The 22,943-nt window shown below is 39.2% G+C and carries 16 protein-coding genes; 7 read left to right on the top strand and 9 right to left on the bottom strand.

Features of this window, described 5'->3' with window-relative positions:
* Positions 1-15 precede the first annotated feature (15 nt).
* A complete protein-coding gene (gene clpX, locus AC1M83_RS07610; protein ID WP_035265272.1) occupies positions 16-1,326 on the top strand; it encodes an ATP-dependent protease ATP-binding subunit ClpX in 1,311 nt (436 codons plus the stop codon).
* A gap of 138 nt (positions 1,327-1,464) precedes the next feature.
* Positions 1,465-2,217, top strand: coding sequence for a DUF2846 domain-containing protein (locus AC1M83_RS07605; RefSeq protein ID WP_035265274.1), 753 nt, complete (start codon positions 1,465-1,467; stop codon positions 2,215-2,217).
* 27 nt (positions 2,218-2,244) lie between these two features.
* Here the strand turns inward: AC1M83_RS07605 and AC1M83_RS07600 are convergent, their stop codons facing one another.
* The 7 genes from AC1M83_RS07600 to AC1M83_RS07570 form a co-directional block, all read right to left on the bottom strand.
* Complete coding sequence (locus AC1M83_RS07600) at positions 2,245-2,787, bottom strand: DUF2059 domain-containing protein (protein WP_035265277.1); 543 nt, start codon at positions 2,785-2,787, stop codon at positions 2,245-2,247.
* 71 nt (positions 2,788-2,858) lie between these two features.
* Complete coding sequence (locus tag AC1M83_RS07595; protein ID WP_035265279.1) at positions 2,859-4,385, bottom strand: fumarate hydratase; 1,527 nt, start codon at positions 4,383-4,385, stop codon at positions 2,859-2,861.
* A gap of 257 nt (positions 4,386-4,642) precedes the next feature.
* Positions 4,643-6,022 carry an LLM class flavin-dependent oxidoreductase gene (locus AC1M83_RS07590; protein WP_180028335.1) on the bottom strand — a complete coding sequence of 460 codons (1,380 nt, stop codon included), beginning with the start codon at positions 6,020-6,022 and terminating at the stop codon, positions 4,643-4,645.
* 132 nt (positions 6,023-6,154) lie between these two features.
* Entirely contained in the window at positions 6,155-6,751 is a 597-nt protein-coding gene (locus AC1M83_RS07585; RefSeq protein ID WP_180028334.1) for a phosphatase PAP2 family protein, read from the bottom strand.
* A gap of 138 nt (positions 6,752-6,889) precedes the next feature.
* The gene (pta, locus tag AC1M83_RS07580; RefSeq protein WP_481590369.1) at positions 6,890-9,031 is read right to left on the bottom strand and encodes a phosphate acetyltransferase; all 2,142 of its coding nucleotides are present in this window, start codon (positions 9,029-9,031) and stop codon (positions 6,890-6,892) included.
* A 56-nt stretch (positions 9,032-9,087) separates the two neighbouring features.
* Positions 9,088-10,311: an acetate/propionate family kinase gene (locus tag AC1M83_RS07575; protein ID WP_481590368.1), complete on the bottom strand. Its 1,224-nt coding sequence runs from the start codon at positions 10,309-10,311 to the stop codon at positions 9,088-9,090.
* Positions 10,312-10,695: 384 nt separating this feature from the next.
* On the bottom strand, positions 10,696-11,961 hold the full coding sequence (locus AC1M83_RS07570) for a glutamate-5-semialdehyde dehydrogenase (RefSeq protein ID WP_035265287.1): 1,266 nt from the start codon (positions 11,959-11,961) through the stop codon (positions 10,696-10,698).
* Between the two features lie 287 nt (positions 11,962-12,248).
* Between AC1M83_RS07570 and AC1M83_RS07565 the strand changes: the two genes are divergently transcribed.
* Positions 12,249-13,571 (top strand): alpha/beta fold hydrolase, encoded by a 1,323-nt coding sequence (locus tag AC1M83_RS07565; RefSeq protein ID WP_481590367.1) that lies wholly within the window; start codon positions 12,249-12,251, stop codon positions 13,569-13,571.
* Positions 13,572-13,634: 63 nt separating this feature from the next.
* On the opposite strand, the gene AC1M83_RS07560 is transcribed toward AC1M83_RS07565, so the two are convergent.
* Complete coding sequence (locus AC1M83_RS07560; protein ID WP_035265290.1) at positions 13,635-14,480, bottom strand: class I SAM-dependent methyltransferase; 846 nt, start codon at positions 14,478-14,480, stop codon at positions 13,635-13,637.
* A gap of 70 nt (positions 14,481-14,550) precedes the next feature.
* Complete coding sequence (nagZ, locus tag AC1M83_RS07555; RefSeq protein ID WP_092766767.1) at positions 14,551-15,570, bottom strand: beta-N-acetylhexosaminidase; 1,020 nt, start codon at positions 15,568-15,570, stop codon at positions 14,551-14,553.
* 196 nt (positions 15,571-15,766) lie between these two features.
* Between nagZ and AC1M83_RS07550 the strand changes: the two genes are divergently transcribed.
* From AC1M83_RS07550 to AC1M83_RS07535, 4 genes are all read left to right on the top strand, one after another.
* Positions 15,767-17,950, top strand: coding sequence for a carboxy terminal-processing peptidase (locus AC1M83_RS07550; protein WP_481590366.1), 2,184 nt, complete (start codon positions 15,767-15,769; stop codon positions 17,948-17,950).
* Positions 17,951-18,165: 215 nt separating this feature from the next.
* Entirely contained in the window at positions 18,166-20,232 is a 2,067-nt protein-coding gene (locus tag AC1M83_RS07545; RefSeq protein WP_481590365.1) for a putative bifunctional diguanylate cyclase/phosphodiesterase, read from the top strand.
* 120 nt (positions 20,233-20,352) lie between these two features.
* Positions 20,353-21,945: a peptide chain release factor 3 gene (locus AC1M83_RS07540; RefSeq protein ID WP_035265298.1), complete on the top strand. Its 1,593-nt coding sequence runs from the start codon at positions 20,353-20,355 to the stop codon at positions 21,943-21,945.
* A gap of 83 nt (positions 21,946-22,028) precedes the next feature.
* Complete coding sequence (locus AC1M83_RS07535; RefSeq protein ID WP_481590364.1) at positions 22,029-22,853, top strand: hypothetical protein; 825 nt, start codon at positions 22,029-22,031, stop codon at positions 22,851-22,853.
* Positions 22,854-22,943: the final 90 nt, after the last annotated feature.

Raw genomic sequence — 22,943 nt, 5'->3', positions numbered from 1 at the left:
TTATTTGGAGTGAAGATGTCTGAAAATCCTCAAGGACAAAAGCATTGTTCATTTTGCGGTAAAACGCAGTCTGAAGTGGGTAAACTCATTGCAGGCGAGGACGCTTACATTTGTAATGAATGTGTAGATGTATGCTTAGATTTAGTTCAGACGAGCCAGCAAGTCGAAACTGGTGAATGGGCAACTCGTCCATTACCTAAGCCGCATGAAATTCGTGCAGCTTTAGATCAATATGTGATTGGTCAAGACACTGCGAAAAAAACGCTCTCTGTTGCGGTATATAACCACTATAAACGTCTTAAAGTGACTCAATCAACTGCAAAGTCAGAAGATCGTGTAGAACTTGCTAAAAGCAATATCTTACTCATAGGACCAACAGGTTCGGGTAAGACTTTGTTGGCGCAAACTTTAGCGCGCTTATTAGATGTGCCATTTGCGATGGCTGATGCAACGACATTAACTGAAGCTGGTTATGTTGGTGAAGATGTTGAGAATATCGTTCAAAAATTGCTACAAAAAGCAGATTACGATGTTGAGAAAGCACAGAAGGGTATCATTTATATCGACGAGATCGATAAGATTACCCGTAAGTCTGAAAATCCTTCAATAACACGTGATGTTTCAGGTGAAGGTGTTCAACAAGCGCTTTTAAAAATGATCGAAGGCACGGTAGCTTCAATTCCACCTCAAGGTGGTCGTAAGCATCCACAGCAAGAGTTCATTCAAATTGATACGTCTAATATCCTGTTCATCTGCGGTGGTGCATTCTCTGGTTTGGAGCGTGTCGTGCAACAGCGTCAAGAAAAAGGTGGAATTGGTTTCACTGCTGACGTGAAGACTAAAGATGACTCTAAGAAGTTATCTGAATTATTTAGTCAGGTAGAAGCTGCCGATCTTGTGAAATTTGGTTTAATCCCTGAATTCATTGGTCGTCTGCCAGTGATTGCAACGCTCGAAGAATTGGACGAAGAAGCATTAATGCAAATTTTGACTGAACCAAAAAATGCATTAACGCGTCAGTATCAATACTTGTTCGAAATGGAAGATGTTGATCTATTATTTGAAGATTCAGCATTGCGAGCTGTTGCGAAAAAAGCACTTGAGCGTAATACAGGTGCACGTGGTTTACGTTCAATTCTTGAAAACGTCTTACTCGATACGATGTACGATTTACCAAGTCGCTCTGATATTGGTACTGTTGTGATCAATGAAGCTGTGATCAATGAAAATGCTGAACCAGAATATCGAACTGAGCGCCAACCTAAACAAGAACAACAAGTTGAAGAAAAGGTCGATTTAAAGATTTTAGATACTAAATCTGCTTAATTGATTGTAATTCATCTGAAACGCGTAAAAAGTCCCACTTTTTGCGCGTTTTTTGTTTTTAATCTCGGATTGAGATGATAATCTAACGATAACAAAAATATGACATAGAATAAAAAGTATTCGTGATGAGGGATAATCATGCGATCAACCGTAGCAGTGTGTGCTTTGAGTCTGTTTCTTGTGGCATGTCAGACACATAAAGGGCTTAACGAAAATAATCAAACTCATGTGGTTTCAACGTTAAAACCGGTAGATTTTAGTGAGAAAAAAACTTTTGTATCTCAGAAGCTAGCTCAATATAAAGTTGCAGGATTTGATCTGGGCTCATGGGTAAATCAAAAACCAGGACAGTTTTTCAGCCGTGTAAAACCTCAACATCAGCAAGCCGCAGTGTTGTATCTGTACCGTCCTGATAGTAAGTGGAATCGTCAGGAAATTATTGCACCGAGTTTTTTTCTAAATGGTAAGCGCATTCCGAGTTTAATCAGCAATCATTATTATTGGATAGAGCTGGCTGAAGGGGATTATCAACTTAGTATCAGTCGACCTTTAACTGTGATGCATTTTCAAAAACCTTTGGTTGCAAGTTTTAGTGTTAAAGCGGGGCAGCAGTATTTCTTAAAATATGAAGAAGAACAGTTTCGAGGTGGACCAAATGGTAGTGAAGATCTCCTCAGAGTTGGACCATTGATGCAAATGCCAACAAAACAGGCATTAAGAGAAATTGGCATGACTCAGTTGAAAACGCCTGGGCTTAACTATGTTGCCGTTATTCAACCGAACGGAACATTGCAAAAATCAAAAGAAAAAATTAAAAATAAAGAATATAAAGCCAGTGATGATGTGCGCTTAACAGAACCTTTTAAGATATATGATCCACGCACATGGTAACTCTGATTCAGCAGAATGGTTTTTAGCTTATTTCGAGTCAGTATGAATACTTTGTTTTTGTAGTTGTTCTAATTTCTTTTGGACTTCAGCAAAATTCTTTTCTGTAGATTGTAAAGAGCCTGCAAGTTGTTGATTCAGGATTTTCATGGATTCTTGAGCAACAAGTGGACCTTTATTTAAAATGGATTGACCTGTTGGAGAGGAATAAAAGTCGATCTGGGCTTGAACTTCTTGGGCATCATAGACATCTTTATAAATTTTGAGATAGATCGGTTTAAGTTTTTCCCAAGAAGTTTGCTTAATATTTTCTTGGTGAATTTTATCAGCCAGTTCATTGGCAATAACTTGTTGTTGTGGTGTTAATTTTTCGGCCTTAACAATATTTTGAACAATGCTATAGGCCTGTTGATCAATTTGAGGTCGGATTTGTTTAAGTGTACTTTGTAAGAGCTGATCTAAATTCAATACTTGTATGAGTTTTTCGATTTGTTGATCAGTCGCTTGAGCTGCCATAACCGCAGGTGAGCAGATCATGCATCCGCTCAAAAATAATGTTCTTAAAATTTTCATGAGTATTCTCGGTATAAAAAAGCACCCTAATGATAGAGTGCTTTTTGAACTTGAGACAAGTCGAATATTATTTATTGTGCAGCTGCATCTACAACTGGAATTTTACCAATTTTAGCCTGCCAAATTTTTGGTGCAGTTGCGTGAACTGATGTTCCGTTAACGTCTACTGCAACAGATACAGGCATATCTTTAACCACGAACTTATAGATTGCTTCCATACCTAAATCTTCAAAAGCGACAACTTCCGCTTCTCGAATTGCTTTAGATACGAGATATGCAGCACCGCCTACAGCCATGAGGTAAGTTGCTTTATTGTCTTTGATTGCTTCAATCGCAGCAGGACCGCGGTCCGCTTTACCGATCATACCGAAAAGACCAGTTGCTTCTAAAACTTGACGTGTGAACTTATCCATACGTGTTGCAGTTGTTGGACCTGCAGGACCTACAACTTCGTCACCCACTGGATCAACAGGACCAACGTAGTAAATGAACTTACCTTTAAGGTCTACAGGAAGCTCTTCACCGTTGTTTAACATATCAACCATACGTTTGTGCGCAGCGTCACGACCTGTATAGATTGTACCGTTAAGAAGAAGCGTATCACCTGGTTTCCAAGAGTTCATTTCTTCTTGTGTGATGTTATCTAAGTCAACACGTTTAGAAGAAGATGAGTCCCAAGTGACTTCAGGATAGTCTTCAAGTTTAGGTGCAATAATATTCGCAACACCTGTACCGTCTAGTGTGAAGTGTGCGTGACGAGTCGCAGCACAGTTCGGGATCATACCGACTGGTTTACCCGCAGCGTGACAAGGGTAGTCTTTAATTTTGATGTCTAGAACAGTCGTTAAACCGCCAAGACCTTGTGCACCAATACCCAGCGCGTTTACTTTCTCGAAGATTTCGATACGAAGTTCTTCAAGTTTATTTTGTGGACCACGACGAAGAAGCTCGTCCATGTTGATCTCTTCCATCAATGCTTCTTTAGCAAGCATCATGGCTTTTTCAGCTGTACCACCGATACCAATACCGAGCATACCAGGAGGACACCAGCCTGCACCCATGGTTGGTACAGTTTTCAGTACCCAGTCCACGATTGAATCAGATGGGTTTAACATTGCAAGTTTAGATTTATTTTCTGAACCACCGCCTTTTGCTGCAACAGTGATATCTACTTTGTTACCTGGAACAAGTTTATGGTAGATCACAGCAGGGGTGTTGTCTTTCGTATTCTTACGGCCAAAAGCAGGATCAGCAAGTACAGATGCACGAAGTACGTTAGAGTTTTCTAAGTAACCTTGGCGAACACCTTCGTTAATCGCGTCGTCTAAGCTCATTGTTAAATCAAATTTAACGTCCATGCCCACTTCAACGAATACGTTGACGATACCAGTATCTTGACAGATCGGACGGTGACCTTCGGCACACATACGTGAATTGATTAAGATTTGTGCGATCGCATCTTTGGCAGCTTTGTTTTCTTCACGGTCATACGCACGACTCATTGCTTGGATGAAGTCTTGTGGATGATAGTAAGAAATGAACTGAAGCGCATCTTTAACGGATGTGATCAAGTCGTCTTGCTTGATAATAGTTGTCATACAAATATCTCTTGAGCGGGCTGATAGCTAGCGGGCTAAATTATAAGACAAAATGATTCAATTGTGGCTTTTTTGCTGAGGAATTGGGCGAAAGTTTAATTGGGAACACTGAGGGTTATTTTTCTAAATAATTTAAAAGAGGTTAGAGTTAGTTCTAACTTTATTAACTCATATAAAAGCAGGATTAATGAATAAATTAATCCTGTTTGGAAATAAATTTTATTTTTAAAATTCTTCAATTTTTTAAGATTTCGAAGTCAAGCTACATCTTGCTTATGTTGCTGAAAATCTGAATTATTTTTTGCCGTTGGTCTATATGGTGCATCTTTCAATCCTAGGTTTTCTCTTAATGTTTCACCTTCGTACTCCGTTTTATGTAAACCACGCTGTTGTAAAATAGGTACAACATGATCAACAAAATCTATAAAAGTACCTGGTGTGTAAGATGGTGAAATCAAGAAGCCATCGGCTTCTTCACTATGGAAAATTTCTTCAATCTGATCCGCTATTTGTTCCGCAGTTCCAATCAGTTGAGGAAGTAAAACACCTTGAGCGTAAAGTTGACCTATATCACGAATGGTTAGATTATCTTTATCAGAAAGCCGTTTAGCGAGGTTGAACAAGCCTTGCGAACCTGGTACCTCAATGTTGGAGATACCTTCATCTAAATGATATTGAGAAAAATCATGATCAGTATGAGCTGATAAAGTAATTAAACCAGAAATTGGGTCAGCCTTTTCATTGTGAAATTTTTGCTGAGCTAGTGCTGCTTCTTTAGTTTCGCCGATAAATGGAATGAATGCAGGAAAAATCTTAATTTGATCAGGATTACGACCATGGGAGATCGCTCGACGTTTCAGATCTTGATAAAATGCTTTACGACCTTCACTGGTTGGATCAATTTCAAAGATCGCTTCTCCCCATTTTGCAGCAAAATCACGACCACGATCTGATGCCCCAGCTTGGAAAAATACTGGGCGACGTTGTGGAGATCTAGGAACAGAAAGCGGACCTTGCACATTGAAGTTGCTAGTTTTATGCCCTGTAATATTGATCTTGTTAGGGTCTGCAAATGTACCAGATTCTTTGTCTGCAAGTATTGCATCTGCTTCCCAACTGTTCCAAAGTTTCAAAGCGAGGTCAACAAATTCCTCAGCACGGTCGTAACGTAAGGATCGGTCTAAAATATCTAAGTGTCCAAAATTTTTGCTCTCAGCTTCATTTAATGAAGTAACAATATTCCAGCCTATTCTACCATTTGATAAATGATCAATCGTTCCGAACGCACGAGCGATGTCAAATGGACTAAAATGTGTGACTGATTTAGTGACAGCAACCCCTAGATATTTTGTAACAGCGGCAATACTTGTTGCAACGTGAAGAGGGTCGAGGCTTGCTGTAAATTGAACGCCTTTTTGAATCGATGCTTCAATTGAATTCCCAAATCGTTCTGGAAAAGCAAGCATGTCTGCAAAAAAGACAAAATCAAATTTCCCCCTTTCTAATGTCTTGGCAATTTCGTGATAGTAGGAGGCTCGTGTAAAATCAATTCGACTTTCAGGATGTCGCCACGCAGAATGACTATGCGTGACATGTGAAGCCATGGTGAAACCAGCAAGATGAAGTTTTTTCGACATGGATTGATGCTCTCATTATGAATACATCTACCTTAATGTGATTGTTTTTTTAAAAAAAATAATTAATTTAGAAATCTTTTTATAATAAAAATATTTATGATTTAATGAATAGTTTATGTATAAAAATTAATCTCAACGAATTAAACCAATATTAATCCAATGCTTAAAAATACGTTGATAAATATCATAGATAAATAAAAATATTTGAGATCCAAATTTTTTCCAAATATAAATCCCAAAAAAGTTGATGATAAAAGCAAGATAAAATGCACCGATCATATCAAGAGGGAAGTGAACGCCAAGATAAATACGCGACCATGCGACACTTAATGCAAATACAAAAAAAATTGCGGCAAGTTTAAAACATCGAGAAAATAAAAAACCAAAAGCTACAGAGCTGAAAAATAACATATGATCGCTAGGAAATGATCCATTTGCTTTGTGTTCAAGTAGCGTCATTCCTATGGGGATGGCAAAGGGGCGAGGGCTATAAATAAAGTGAGAAATTAGCTGACTTGTAGCGAATGCTAAAATAGTCACAAAGAATATTCTAAGCAGAGTTTCTTTCGTATTTTTACTGACTAAGAACCATCCAATAAAGAAAAAACAGATCACAAAATAAAACAGATCATGTGCAATAAAAAATGCAAATCGAATTAATCCTGTTGATGAGTCAGGAGAAACGTTGAGTACATCGAATAGAAAATAATTAAATTGTTGTAGGGTCATGAATGAAGATTAAGAATGAGATGAACTATCTTTATCAAAATATTACTTGAAACGTACGGTTAATTTGTCATTTTATGTGTACCATAGAAACGTTTTGAAGATGCCTTTTTAATCATCACAAAAAGGCATCTAATTTAATTAAGCAGATTGTTGATCTGCTTGAATAGCGGTGAGTGCAATAGTGAAAACAATGTCATCGACCAAAGCTCCTCGAGATAAGTCGTTGACCGGCTTATTTAAACCTTGCAACATTGGTCCAACACTTACAACGTTTGCAGAGCGCTGAACAGCTTTATAGGTGGTATTACCTGTATTAAGATCTGGGAAAATAAAGACATTGGCGCGTCCAGCCACTTGAGAGTCAGGAGCCTTAGAACGTCCCACACTTTCGACAGATGCAGCATCATATTGAAGGGGGCCATCAATCAATAAATCTGGACGACGTTGTTTTGCGATGCGTGTTGCTTCAGCAACTTTTTCAACATCAGCACCTGTGCCAGATGTTCCTGTTGAATATGAAATCATGGCAATACGTGGATCAATACCAAACGCTTTGGCTGAGTCGGCAGATTGAATCGCGATTTCAGCAAGTTGCTCTGCATTAGGATCTGGATTGATTGCACAGTCACCATAAACATACACTTCATCTGGTAATAACATAAAGAAAACAGACGAAACTAAAGAGTAATCAGGTGCCGTTTTAATCAACTGAAATGCAGGGCGAACTGTATTGGCTGTGGTATGAACTGCACCTGAAACTAATCCATCCACTTGATCTAGTGCTAGCATCATGGTTCCAAGAACCACTGTATCTTGTAACTGTTCTTTCGCTTGCAGTTCATTTAACTTGCCTTTACGCAACTCAACCATTGGTGCAACATAGTTGTCCCGGATGAGATCTGGATCAATAATTTCTAAATCATCAGGTAATTCAATCCCTCGAGCTTTGGCTACATCTAAAACTGCTTCTGGTTTTGCCAGTAAGATACAGTGAGCAATACCACGTGATTGGCAGATCGCGGCTGCTTGAATCGTACGAGGTTCATCACCTTCAGGAAGAACAATTCTTTTCTTCGCTGCAATTGATTTTTGTACCAACTCATGACGGAATGCAGATGGAGAAAGTCGTGGTTGGTATGAGCCATTCAGCAACTGCGTTACCCAATCCGCATCAATATGGCTAGATACAAATCGAGTGACTTGTTCAGCGCGAGCAGTATCATCTACAGGAATTTCATTGCTTAAATTAGCCAATTGAGTCGCTGTTTCAAATGTACTCAGTGGTGTGTGTAAAATAGGTAAGCCCTGTTTTATCGCAGCTTGGCAGAAAGCCAGTACTTGTTGATTAGGCGCATAATGTTCAGTCAGTACTAAACCTGCAAGAGGAATACCATTGCTGCTTGCTAAACTACTTGCAAGTAAGACATCAATACGATCTGATGCGCTAATAATCAGTTCTCCTGCCGTGAATTTGTGCAGTTCGCGCTCGATATTTGAAGCGATCAGGCTACTATGCAGAACACGTCGTTGTGCAGCCTCACCTAAGTTAATCCATTCTGCTTGAATATGTTGCGCGATATCAGACATTCGCGGCACACTTAAAGTATTACTAAATGGTACTAATGCAATAACAGGAAGTTGTTCGGAACCAATCAGTGGATGTGTTTTTTGAATTTCCCCAACAAATTGTTGAGTCTCTTGTGTCAGACGCAGACTTGGATCAATGGTCACTGGAATCTGTGCAGACTCCTCGGACAGACCTTTGGTTCGCATGAACAGCACACCAGCTGTTCGGTTGCTGTTTGCTCCACCAAAATTACGTAATTGGGTTTCTACTTTTTCTGCTGTATAGGCTGGTTGTTTGATATCAGCATTGCTCACAATGATGACTTTCGCATCTAGTGCTTGAGCAAGTTGAGCATTCAGTTCAGATGCAAAACTATCACGACTGTTTGGAACTAACCCTTCCACAATAATAAGATCATGTTTTTTAGCAATTTGACGATGTAGACGAACAGCTTCTTCTAATAACTCATCACTTTCACCAGCATTTAATTGCTGAACTACATTTTGATATGAGATTGGTTCAACTGTTTCGTTCTGAGAAACATGGCGGAATAACGCTGTGGTGCGATCGAAATTTTCAGCATGTACTTCTTGTGAAAATGGCTTCACAAAACCAGCTTTTACACCTTGACACTCAAGTGCATAAATTAAGCCTAAACACGCTGATGTCAGACCTACACCTTCACCAGTTGGAACAAGTACAATTGTTTTCATATCATCAAAATCTATATCTAAAAATAAAAAATAAATATGTCTGCCTGGGCGACTACTTAAGCAGTCGTGGTTTCAAGTTCAGACTTTTTTTCAGATGAATTCACATCTCCGATTTGATTCACCACATGTTCTGTTTCTTGTGCAATACGTCCTTCTTCATCTGTAGGAATGACCCAAATTTGCGGACCAGTACCATTATCAATGCGACCTTCTGTACCGCGAGCTAATTGGTCATTTTTTTCTTTACTAAAGTTAAAACCAAAATGTGGCAAATAAGATAATGTTTTTTCACGAATAAATGCTGAGTTTTCACCAATACCACCTGTGAAGAATAAGCCATCAAGACGAGGTAAACCACAGCTAAGTGCTGCTAATGATTTAGCAAGACGATAGCAGAATACTTCAATAGCAAGTGCAGCATCTTCATTGCCTTCTTCTGAAGCTTCGATAAGTGTTCGCATATCGTTTGACAGGTTTGAAAGTCCTAATAAACCAGATTGGCTATTGAGCATTCTGTCAATTTTGTAAATGTCCCATCCTAGGTTTTTGGCTAAAAAATTATGTAAACTTGGGTCTACATCACCACTACGGGTACCCATCACTAAACCTTCGAGTGGCGTTAATCCCATAGAGGTATCAACACTTTTACCATTCCAAATTGCACAAGTAGAACTACCATTGCCTAAATGAGCGGTGAGCCAACCACCTTTACGGAAACTACCAGCAAGCTCAGAACCACGATCTGATACATAGGCATGGCTCGTACCGTGGAATCCATAGCGGCGAACATTATGTTCAGTGTATAAAAATTTTGGTACCGCATAACGATAGGCATGCGCTGGCATTGTTTGATGGAACGCTGTATCAAACACTGCAACCTGCGGTAAGTCTGGGAACAAACGTTTAGTCGCTTCGATCCCAACGAGATGTGCAGGATTATGTAATGGAGCTAAAGGTGTTGCTTCACGGATTTTTTCAATAATTTCATCGGTGATTAACTCTGCTTGAGTTAAAGAACCACCATGTACAATACGATGACCAATGGCATCAGGCTTGTGATTCGCTAAGCGAGATAATCCAACTTCAAGTGCTTCTTTATGGTCTGCATTTGGAATACGAATATCAACTGGTTCGTTGCCTACAGTCACGCCTTTGATGCGCGCTTCTGGCGTACCTAAGTTTTCAGCAAGACCATGAATTCGGAAATCTTGATCTTTAAGTAATAATGCAAACTTGATCGAAGAAGAACCGCAATTGATGATAAGAACTGAATGAGGCATGGTGTGTTCCTTTACTGGCAATTTTAATATTTCGTTTGTTTTCTTCCAAATGAACAAAAAATGTTATTTCTTGATCGTGAAGCATTTGTATCATGCGTTTTTTTATTGTCCTAGATAGACTTTAGGTGATTAGACTTAAGCACTATCGACCACTAAGGCGATAATAATTAAAATTTATAGTCTTTCTTTATTCATTTATTAAATAAATGATGGTTATGTTTTAATTAAATTGTATGCGTAAAACATAGCATGTATTGTATTTTTTATATACCACTTCTGGTTTGTAATTGATTTAATTTATACGTTTTTTATTTCGTTATGAAGAGTTGAATCACTCAAAAACAAAGCCCTTTACTCAAAGGGCTTTGTTTTTTTAAGTTAGATTTATTGACGGATTTGGCCATCGCCTAAAACAATCCATTTTTGTGAGGTGAGTCCTTCTAATCCGACTGGACCTCTGGCATGAATTTTATCTGTTGAAATGCCGATTTCAGCACCTAAACCATATTCAAAACCATCAGCAAAACGAGTAGAGGCATTAACCATGACCGAACTTGAATCGACGCGAGTAAGGAATTTTCGGGCCGTGCTAAAGTTTTCAGTAATAATCGAATCAGTGTGATGCGATCCGTATTTATTGATATGCAAAATTGCTTCTTCAACGCCACTGACCACTTTAACCGCTAAAATAGGTCCTAGATATTCCTCATACCAGTCTTCTTCGGTCGCAGTTTTAATCTGTTCACCTAAAATTGCTTTGACTTTCAAGCAACCACGCAACTCAACTTGTTTTTCAGCATAAAGTTCAGCAATGCGAGGCAGAAAGTCATCAGCAACTTTTTCATCAACCAGCAGCGTTTCCATGGCATTACATACGCCATAGCGATGAGTTTTTGCATTTAACGCAATTGGCAATGCTTTTTGTAGATCTGCTTGGGCCTCAACGAAGACGTGACAGTTACCATCAAGATGTTTGATTACAGGAATAGTCGCTTCACGTGTAATACGTTCAATTAAGCCTTTGCCACCACGTGGAACAATAACGTCAACATACTCAGAGAGGGTAATCAATTGCCCAACTGCAGCACGATCTGCTGTATTGACAACTTGGACTGCGTTAACTGGTACACCAGCTTGCTCTAAACCTTTTTGAATTGCGGTAGCAATGGCTTTGTTTGACTCTAATGCCTCTGAACCACCGCGAAGAATGATGGCATTGCCAGACTTAATCGCTAAAGAGGCTGCTTCTAGAGTGACGTTAGGACGTGATTCATAAATCATACCTACGACACCTAAAGGCACTCGCATTTTTCCAAGCTGAATACCAGACGGGCGATAAGCTAGGTCAGTAATTTCACCAATGGGATCAATTAAACTGATGACATCTTTAAGACCTTGTAACATTCCACTGAAGCGTGTGGGTGTAAGTTCCAAACGATCGAGTAATGCGCTGTCTAAATTGTTTTCATGACCACGAGTCATGTCTAGTTTATTCGCAGCTAGAATTTGAGCTTGATGGTCTTCCAAAGCGGTATGGATTGCCGTCAAAGCATTATTTCGTTCAAAAGTCGAAGAGCCAGCCAAAAAGCGTGAAGCTTCACGCGCATTCTGACCGACGACTTGCATGTACTGTTCGATGGAGTCTTGCATAGCAGTTTAACTGATCATTTTAAAATCTCATTCAAATAGTAGCAGCGCAGATGACAACAATCTATGTTTATCAGCGAAAAAAGCTAAGTTGATAAAACTTGTAACTATTTTTAGAACCTAACGGCAGTTAAAAAAGATAAAAGGTGAATTCTTGCATTGCGCAGATTTCATGCATCTGTATAAAATGAAATGAATGTTAATTATGTTGCATAATCATAACGAATTGAGAGTATGATCAAATTAACGGCTGTGAAAACAAAACAATAAAGCCAAATGGAGATAAGGGAATGAATTCCATGATAAAAATGGAGCTTGAAGATTATTCAGCTGAAGACAGCACTCATTTTTTTGATCTGTACCATAAAAATAGTTTTAAAGAGCCGCCACGAACCACATGGATTGATGGCTGGAAAATTGAATATATGGCGATCGCATCGCCAGAAACACTGTACCAGACGCCAACGCTGATTGTCGGAGGCGCATTTCAAAATTTTAATTCATATAAATATTGCGTTGAACAGCTCTTCGAGAAAGGACCTGTTATTTTAATCGACTTACCATCTTTAGGTTCAAATCAACAAATCCACAATCGTGATACTGGAATTTCTGCTGGTACTCTAGAGCTACCAGAGCTTTCAAAAATGTTAGGTCAATGGTTGGATTTGGTGGAGATTAAGAAAGTCTCTGTCATGGGGATGTCATTAGGCTCTGTGGTTGCTTCCTGTTTTGCTCATTATCACCCAGAACTGGTAGATCGATTGATTCTGATGGGCGTCATGCAGAAGACGCGTAAAAGCTGGCGTATGTTGCTTGAAGAGTCATTAATATTGATGCAAGAGCAACGTATGGATGAGTTTGGTCAGGCTGTCATTTTGTACTTAGTGAATCATGCAAAATTAGATCAAACGCGTATGTCTCCAACAGCTAAACGACTTTTTTATAAGCAGATGTCTGAGTTTGATATCGCTGAGCGTGAGCGATATGAAATCAACTGTAATCGTTTATTGCGTCTTTCCCATGTTCCAATACCGATGTGTAAAACATTGGTAGCATGTGGTCAATTCGATAGTTTTACTTTGCCATTTGAGAATGCGAATTTTGCCTTGCAATGTCCTGATGTTGAGTTTGCAATGATTGCAAATGCGGATCATGTGCCTCAACTGCAACGCCGAAAAGAAACCATGAATCTTTTTACCAGTTTCTTAAAAGGCGAATCGATTCATAATCTAGATGGGATCATTTATTTAGATAAAGACCAAATGCAATCTTTGGATCGTAGAGGAGAAGTTCGATTTGCCCTTAAAAATGCACATTCTGTTTTAATTCATCAAACAAATGCACAACGTTTTGAAGTTGAAATTAAAGACCTGAATTACTTTGGTGTATCATTCTTTTTGGATGACCCATCTCAAGTTGAAGTATTACAGGCAAATGCTCGAAGTTTTGCAATTGAATTTGAGGATGAGCAAGGACATTTTGCTGTCGAATGTTTAATGTTCGATTTTATTGGAAATGAAGTAAGAGCATTATTCAAGCATGGTTATTTTGAAGTAGCTGATCGCTTACTTCAATTTATAGATACCCATAAACACAATGACAGCGTGGATTAGGCTGTCATTGAATTCAATTGAATCAGAAAATATACTCTTCTTAATATTTAGATAAACGAATCATTATTTTATTGCATGAATCATCCATACTAGATCACCAAGATGCTGATCTGTATCCATATTTTGATTCTTTTTTTCAAAATACAGTTGAGGTTGAATGACTTCAACTTCAGTAAAACCTGACAGTTTAAAAAAGTGCTGTACCTCTAAAGGGTCTTTAAAGTGGAAGGTAAATGCACTTCTTGAAGCGTATTTGAGTAATTTGCTGCTCGACCAAATTAAGTTAGCCAGTTTATGTTGCACAGGCTCGGGATAAAGGTCAGTTAAATAATGAAGCGTTTGGAATGGTTGACCAAAACGCACAATCGAATTCAGCAATTGTTTGAGTAAATCTTGATTAAAATAATTGATTAATCCTTCACTGATAATCACTAGCGGTCGTGTTGGGTCGAATTCGTCAAAAGCTGTTTTGAAATCATCCGTGAATAAGTCTGCTGATAAAACTTTAGGGCTTTCGGGATCGATTTTATTCAAAGCGGATTGTTTTGTGGTAGCCATGTCTGGTAAATCTAATTCGCGATAATCTATTTCGGGATAATGGGATCTAAACCACCAACCACGAGGTGAAAGTCCCGCTGCAATTTCTAAAATTTGCAGGTTTGGATATTGTTTGATTAATAATTTTAAATGGTCGTCTAATAATGTATGTCGTGTCTTCAGGGTTGAACGCATACTTCCACCGATAAACTTCTCAGCCATACTTTCAAAAGGGTGAGCGAATTGCACCAACGCTTTACCTTTCGAAGTCGCAAATGCTTCGTGAGAGATACCCATTTGGTACCAAATATAGCCAGTGTAGTGAGCAGTAAACGAAATATGACGGTGCTTTGATTGTTTTGATTGAGACATACACATCCTTAGCTATGATTATTATTGGATTGGTCAAGATAAAGGGAGCATTAGAATGCTCCCTGTATTATTAAAATGATTGTCTAAAATCTTCAATGACCTTTTTGACAGATTTCCATTCGTTGCCTAAGTCAAGTTGTTCACCAATGCGAATCTCTTGAATCTTACCGCGCATACGCTCTAAGCGTTCTTGGTTCGGCAATGGATAATTCTCTATGGCACTGAGCGCGACACATGCAGATTCCCGATTATTGCAGACTAAGCCCATATCACAGCCAGCTTCAAGCGCGGCTTTGATGCGAGCATCTGCACCACCTGCAACACAAGCTGCTTGCATACTTAAGTCATCAGAAAACAGGACACCGTCAAACTGAAGTGTTTCACGAAGTACTTTTTGAACCCAATACTGAGAAAAACCAGCAGGATTTGGATCTACTTTTTCATAAATCACATGTGCTGGCATGAGTGCGTCAAGTTGAGGTTGGAGTTGAATAAAGCTTTGCATATCTTGAGCTTCAATTTCAGCATAACTTCGTGTATCCACAGCTGCCGCAATATGTGAATCTGCTTTAACCGAGCCATGGCCAGGGAAGTGTTTCCCCGTGGTTGCCATGCCTGCGCGTTTCATACCTTGCATAAAGGCTTGGGCTAAAGGGATGATATCTGAGATATTTTTAGCAAAAGCACGGTCACCAATAACATCGCTGATGTCGTTAAGGTCTAATACAGGTGCAAAGCTAAAGTCGATCCCGACTGCAAGGACTTCGGTAGCCATGAGCCAACCGCATTGTTCAGCCAATTCAATTGCTCGATCTGGCTGACTTAAATAGAGCTCACCGAAACGTCCCATGGCAGGAAGGAGAGTGAAGCCTTGTTTTAAACGTTGTACGCGTCCGCCTTCTTGATCGACTGCAATTAAAATATCGGGGCGAACTTGGCGCATATGATCCGTTAAGGCGCGAACTTGTTGAGGTGATTCAATATTTCTTCCAAACAAAATGACTCCACCGACTTGTGGAGATTGAAGGAGTTGAATATCTTCTTGATTAAGTGTTGTGCCCTCAATATCAAGCATCAATGCGCCAATCATAGTGGAATCCGTGATTCTAATTTTAAAAGAGAAAACAATACCCGAATTCTGCAATGATTTGCTACATTTTCTCCGTACAGATTATGATAAAACTATACGGCAGAAATAAAAAAGTTGTTTAAGGTTTTGAATATTAATATTTCTATCTGAAAACAATAGTGTAAATTTGGTTTATCCAAGGAAAGACAAATTCGTTATGAAACTTCAAACAATCGCTTGCGCGGTAGCCATTGCCACTGGTGGTTTATTTTTTGGTCATACAATTAATGTTGCGATCGCAGCGAATGAACCAGCGGTTCAACAGGTTCAAAATATAAAGCCCACACAAGAACAAGCTTTAGTTTCAAGACAATTAGCAACTTTGGTGGATCGTCAGCACTATTTAAATATGCGTTTAGATGCTACGACCTCACAACGTATTTTTGATATGTATATTGATAGTCTTGATCCTGACCATAGCCTTTTCTTGGCAGATGAAGTGGCAAACTATAAGAAAAAATACGGACCAACTTTTGGAGCGGCGCTCAAAGCGGGTAACCTTGAAGGACCTTATGCCATTCACGCTCAATATCGTGATCGTTTAAAGTCATTCTATGAGTTTATGTTGGCGGAGTTAAAAAAACCGCAAAACCTAAATCAACCTAATGTGTTTATCGAGTCTGATCGTGAAAAGGCTCCATTTTTCAAAAATAAAGCTGAGCAAGAAAATCAATGGCGCAAAATGTTGGTGTCTCAGTTAATCAATTTAACGATTGCTAAAGAAGAAGATTTGGCTAAGCAAAAAGCGCTGAAAGATGATCCTTCTTTAGCAGCAGGACAAGATCTCACTTTAGCTGAAGATTTAACGCCAGTTCAGACTTTGACCAAGCGCTATATGCGTCAATTAGAACGTATGAAGCGTACAAAAAGCGATGACGTTTTAGAAAAAACGCTCAATGCTATGTTGGCGACCTATGACCCGCACAGTAATTATTTCCCGCCAATCGATGCGATTGAGTTAAATCGTCAGACCACATTGCAGCTTGAGGGGATTGGTGTGTCGATCCGTCCAGAACGCGGGAATGAAGACTATACGCGTATCGAGACGATCGTAGATGGTGGTCCTGCGTTTAAGACGGGACAGGTCAAGTCTGGTGATCGTATTATTGGTGTCGCGCAAGACGGTGACAAAATGGTCGACGTCATTGGATGGACCAGTTCTGAAATCGTTGGATTGATCCGAGGTAAGCGTGGGACTAAAGTCACCATTAAATTGCTCGGACCTGGAGCATCTATGAGTCAGGCACGTACCGTAACTATCGTACGTGATGTGATTCAAGAAGAGGATGCGGGTGTACGTTCAAGAACAGTTGAAATTGTACGTGATGGCAAGAAACATAAAGTTGGAGTAGTCGAAATTCCATCGTTCTATTACAACTACCGTGCCCGTCGTGCTGGTGAAAGCTATCGTTCAGTATCTGAAGATACCAATAATGCATTGAAAAGTTTAGCTGCGCAAAATGTCGATGGCATTATCGTTGATCTTCGTAATAACCCTGGTGGTTCACTCGAAGAAGTGGCAAAAATGATTGGGCAAGTGATTAAATCTGGTCCAGTGGTTCAAATTCGGGATGGGAATGGTAACGTCAGTGTCTTCGAAGATCGAGATGGAGGTGCTCAAACCTACGCAGGTCCGTTAGCGGTCATGGTGAATCTGGCTTCTGCATCAGCAAGTGAAATCTATTCAGCTGCTGTGCAGGATTATGGTCGTGGGATTGTGATTGGAAGTACTACGACAGGTAAGGGTACAGCTCAAGTTCAATTGGACAGCTTAGCGTATGGTCAAGCGACATTGACGCAACGAAAGTTTTACCGTGTTACTGGTGGAAGCACACAAAATAAAGGGGTTGTGCCTGATATTCAATTGGTTGATATCTACGATGAAGAGTTTGGGGAGCGTAAAGCTAAGAATGCTTTAGAGTGGGATACCATCCCTACAGCTCCTTTCAAACGTGAGGGAGAAGTGCAAGCCTTTGTACCAAAATTAGCTGCTCATTCAAAACAGCGTGTTGCGAATGATATTCAATTTAAGTATTTAGAAGCGCGTAAAGCGATTTCGCAGAAAGCTAAAGAGAATAAACAAATCGTGTTGGATATCGATCAACGTAAAGCTGAACTCATCGCTTTGGAAAAAGAAACGTTGGCAGAAGAAAATAAACGCCGTATAGCAATGGGTAAAACTGCTTATCCAAATTGGGAAAGTTATCAGGCATCGATGGAAGCTTTGGCTGAATCGCGTGCTAAGATGAAAACTAATCAACGCCCACCTTTACCTGAAGAAGAGGCATTTGTCACTGAATCAGCTCATATCTTGCTCGATTACATTGCCTTGCAAAAATAAAAATATTTATTGTTAAGTTTTACTTAAAAAATGGCGTATTTCGATACGCCATTTTTTATGGATATCGCCGAAAAACAACTTGACGTTCAATGAGATGGTGATATTGTTGTAGGCGACAAATGCTCATTAAAAAGTTGAACCTTCTTACATTTATTTACTGTACTTTTGGGGTTTAAATAAAATAAAAACAGGTTCAGGTACGGATAAGTCTCTATATGATTCATATGAGTTACGATTATGCAATGGTGGCGGGTTCTGCTGTGGCGGCAGTGATCGTCTGCTTTATTGCTATTTCATTTGAACAACTCATTAGTACCCACAAAAACCCAGTTGGTCAAAAAGTGCTGCTCGGTGTAAGTGGCATGATATTTGGTCTTGCGATTTGGGTCATGCATTTTGTTGGAATGCTAGCTTGTCATTTGCCCGAAGATCATAGTTTCGATGTAGGTTTGACGCTATTTTCTTATGTGATCGCAGCTCTCGCTTCAATTTTTGCCATATGGCTCACGACTAGATCTACACTTCCTTTAGCTAGATTAGTTTTGGGTGCACTTCTGATGGGTTTCGGTATTTCAGGTATGCACTATACTGGAATGGCGGGATTGATCGTTCCCAACTACATTATTCGTTATGACACCATTTTGGTGATTTTTTCTGTGCTGATTGCTGTATGTGGTTCAGGGTTGTCATTCTGGCTGATGTTTAAATATAAGCGTACCTATCACAATAAATTGGCATTCAAGCTTGCCGTGGCATTCATGATCGCTTTTAGTATTGTGGGAATGCACTATATTGGTATGGCGGCTGCGACTTTTCAACCCGTGGATGCCAAATATGCAGCATTGAATCAACTCCATGAAGGTCAAGGTTTATTACTTTTTGTCATTATATTTGTCACCTGCTTGGTTTTAGTGGTCAGTTTTTTTGTCGCTATTTTAGAATTACGACTTGAAGAGAGAAATCAACAACTAATCAAAATGAATAAGGAATTGGAAAGCCTTGCCCTTCAAGATAATTTGACCAAACTTCCAAATCGACTTTTTTTGCTTGATTACACCACTTCATTATTTTCACTTCACCAATCTAAAGATCATAAAGTTGCATTCATTTATATTGATTTGGATCGTTTCAAGGCAGTAAATGATGCTTTTGGACATCATATTGGTGATCAGCTTTTAGTGAATTTAGCACATCGACTTCATGCATTACTCGAAAAAAACCAAAAATTAATTCGTATTGGTGGTGATGAGTTTTTATTGGTTGTTGAAGATTTTTCTACAGACCAAATTGATCAAGTTGCCAATCTAGTATTGAGTAAAATCCAAGAAGGCTTTGTGATTTCGGGGAAGGAAATCAATATCTCAGCAAGTTTAGGTGTGGTCTATTATCCAGATCATGGTGCTGATTTACATGATTTGTTGGTGAATGCTGATGCTGCAATGCTGATGTCCAAAGAGCAAGGTCGCAATACTTACAGTGTGTTTAACTATTCATTAGATCAACAAGAAATCGCACGTAGCCAATCAAAACTAATTAATGATTTGTATCGTGCTGTTGAAGAACAACAATTCATTTTATTTTATCAGCCGAAATTCACAGCAGATTTTAAAATTTGTGGCGTTGAAGCTTTAATTCGTTGGAAGCATCCAAGTCTAGGACTTCTAGCACCAAATATGTTTATTGAGGGTGCGGAGCAAACAGGTCTTATTATTAAAATGGGCTACTGGGCTCTTGAACAAGCGTGTATACAGATTCAAGCTTGGCAAAAAAAGAAATTGCCTTTCTGTCCGATCGCTGTAAATTTATCAGCTGTACAATTTGAACATAAAGCGCTGGTAGATACATTAAGATGTTTAATCACGCAATACCAGATCGATCCAGCCCATTTAATTATTGAGATTACTGAATCGACAGCAATGCATCATATCGATGTCAGTATTCGTACTTTTGAGAGCCTACGTAATTTGGGGATTGGGCTTGCGATTGATGATTTTGGAACTGGTCATTCAAGCTTCTTATATTTAAAGAATCTCCCGGTAGATGAACTTAAAATTGACCGTGAATTTATTCGAAATCTTTCACCCAATACTAAAGATGAAATTATCTTAGAAAGTATTATTGTATTGGCTAAACGTTTAGGTTTGGTGGTGACAGCTGAAGGCGTTGAAACTCAAAAACAAGCCGATATCTTAAAACGTTTAGGTTGTCAGCAATTACAAGGCTATTTATTGGGTATGCCATTACCTGTGGATCGTTTAGAAAGCACATTTAAGAACTATTAACTTCTGGTCAGTTTCTGATTCATCACATTCACATTCGGTATTGATCTGCTACAATATCGCCAATTTTTATTTTGATCTTTTTTGATCTTCTAAACTGCATGTCTGCAGTAGGTGTTATTCATGAGCTTTAAGCAAGAGTTAGCGGAGCAAGTTGCTCAGCGACGTACATTTGCCATTATTTCCCACCCCGATGCGGGTAAAACAACAATGACGGAAAAGTTATTGTTGTGGGGGCAAGCGATCCAAGTTGCAGGTATGGTAAAAAGCCGTAAATCTGACCGTGCTGCGACATCAGATTGGATGGAAATGGAAAAAGAGCGTGGTATCTCGATCACGACCTCTGTGATGCAGTTCCCTTATAAAGACAAAATGATCAACCTGCTCGATACACCGGGGCATGAAGATTTCTCTGAAGATACATATCGTACCCTTACAGCCGTAGATTCAGCGTTGATGGTGATTGATGGTGCGAAAGGTGTCGAAGATCGTACGATTAAATTGATGGACGTGTGTCGTATGCGTGACACACCGATTATTTCTTTCGTTAACAAAATGGACCGTGAAATTCGCGAGCCACTTGAACTACTCGACGAAATTGAAAACGTACTTAAGATTAAATGCGTACCTTTAACTTGGCCTTTAGGTACAGGCCGTGACTTCGCGGGTGTTTTTAATCTGATCGAAGAAAAATTCTATGTCTATAAAGCAGGTTTTGGTTCAACCATTACAGATATCGAAATTCGTGACGGTTATGACCATGCTGACCTTCGTGAAAAAGTCGGTGAATTAGCTTGGGCTGCATTTGAAGAGTCACTAGAATTAGTTCAAATGGCAAATGAACCGCTTGATCGTGAAGAATTCTTAGCAGGGCGTCAAACTCCAGTATTGTTTGGTACAGCGTTGGGTAACTTTGGTGTAGACCATGTCTTAAATGCATTTAGTGAATATGCACCACCACCAAAAGCACATCCTACCCAAGATCGTAAAGTTGAAGCGACTGAAGAGGGTTTCTCTGGTTTTGTCTTTAAAATTCAAGCCAATATGGACCCTAAACACCGCGATCGTATTGCTTTCATGCGTATCTGCTCAGGCAAATATGAAAAAGGCTTGAAAATGAAGCATGTACGTATTGGGAAAGATGTGCGTATTTCAGATGCATTAACTTTCTTGGCGGGTGATCGTCAGCATTTAGAAGAGGCATGGCCAGGTGACATTATTGGTTTACATAACCATGGTACGATTCAAATTGGCGATACTTTCACTTCGGGTGAAAACTTGCAATTCACAGGTATTCCTCACTTCGCTCCTGAAATGTTCCGCCGTGTTCGTTTAAAAGATCCTTTGAAATCGAAGCAACTCCAAAAAGGTTTAAAAGAGCTTTCAGAGGAAGGTGCAACGCAGGTATTTATGCCACAAAACAGTAATGATCTTATTGTGGGTGCTGTGGGTGTTCTTCAATTCGAAGTTGTAGCTTATCGTTTAAAAGAAGAATACAAAGTAGATTGTATTTACGAGCCTGTGAGCATTAACACTGTTCGTTGGGTTTCATGTCCAGATGAGAAAAAATTTAACGAATTTAAGAAAAAAGCACATGACCAACTTTCAGTTGATGGTGGTGGGCATTTAACGTACTTAGCACCTAGCCGTGTCAATTTACAATTAATGCAAGAGCGTTATCCTGATATTGTTTTCCGTAATACACGTGAACATTAATTTTGCTTGAAAATGTAAAACAGCTTCCTCGTGAAGCTGTTTTTGTATCAGAATAACCAATGATTTAATTTTGGTTGATTTTTGTGATTACTCTAAACTTACAAAAAAAACGATTGCGTATTCTTCTTGCTACCTTAGTCATTGGGATGGCATCTTGTGAAAAACAACCAGAGTCTAAGACACAAAAGTCAGGGCAGTCTGCCCAAGTTAAAAACGCTGATGTGTTACCATACTTAAATGATGACGCGTTTCAAGTTGAAATAAAGAGCGAAAATTGCACAAAATCGGTCTGTGAAAAAATTGAAATTTTAAGTTTAAAAACCGCAGATCAGTGGGTCAATCAACAACTTAACAACCATTTGGCTTTTGTGATTCAAGATCAAATTAATGAAAAAGAACAATTGAGTTTGGATCAATCCATCGAAACCTATATAAGTCGCTCTGAATCATGGATGAAGGAGTTTTCACTGAATCAGCCTTATGAGTTGGATATACTGACGCAAGTCGCCACCCAACGAAATCAATATGTGTTGATCCAATTCATTGTTAACACAAAACAAGCTGAAGTGATCGTTAAAGATCGTGGTTACTTTATGGTATTGGATCGAAAGCAGAAAAAAGTTTTACAGTTGCAGGATGTGATTCAAAAGAACCAAATAAATGATTTTGAAAGAATACTTCAAGTGTCCTATCAAAAATGGTTAAAGGCCCAGAGTGGTGAAGTGAGAAGTATCGCTCCAGTGAATCTCAGCTGGCAAAATCAGGAATGGTTCTTTGATGGTGAAGGGATTGGTGTTCATATTCGTGCGAACGAAATTGTCAAAGGTGGTGAGCAATTGGATATCTATTTGAGTCATGCTCAAACCAAGCAGGTGGTTGTACCGCAGATCTTTCAAAAGATGTTTTGAAATATTACAAATATTGTAATGTAGCATATACAATTGCAGTTAAACCCATACAAACGAAGCTTGAGCTATCAATTTCATCGGGTTAGGCTT

It is taken from the genome of Acinetobacter sp. 25-47-130 (assembly GCF_056779705.1).
Note: the sequence above shows the minus strand (reverse complement) of the source record. Positions and strands in the feature narration are given on the sequence as shown.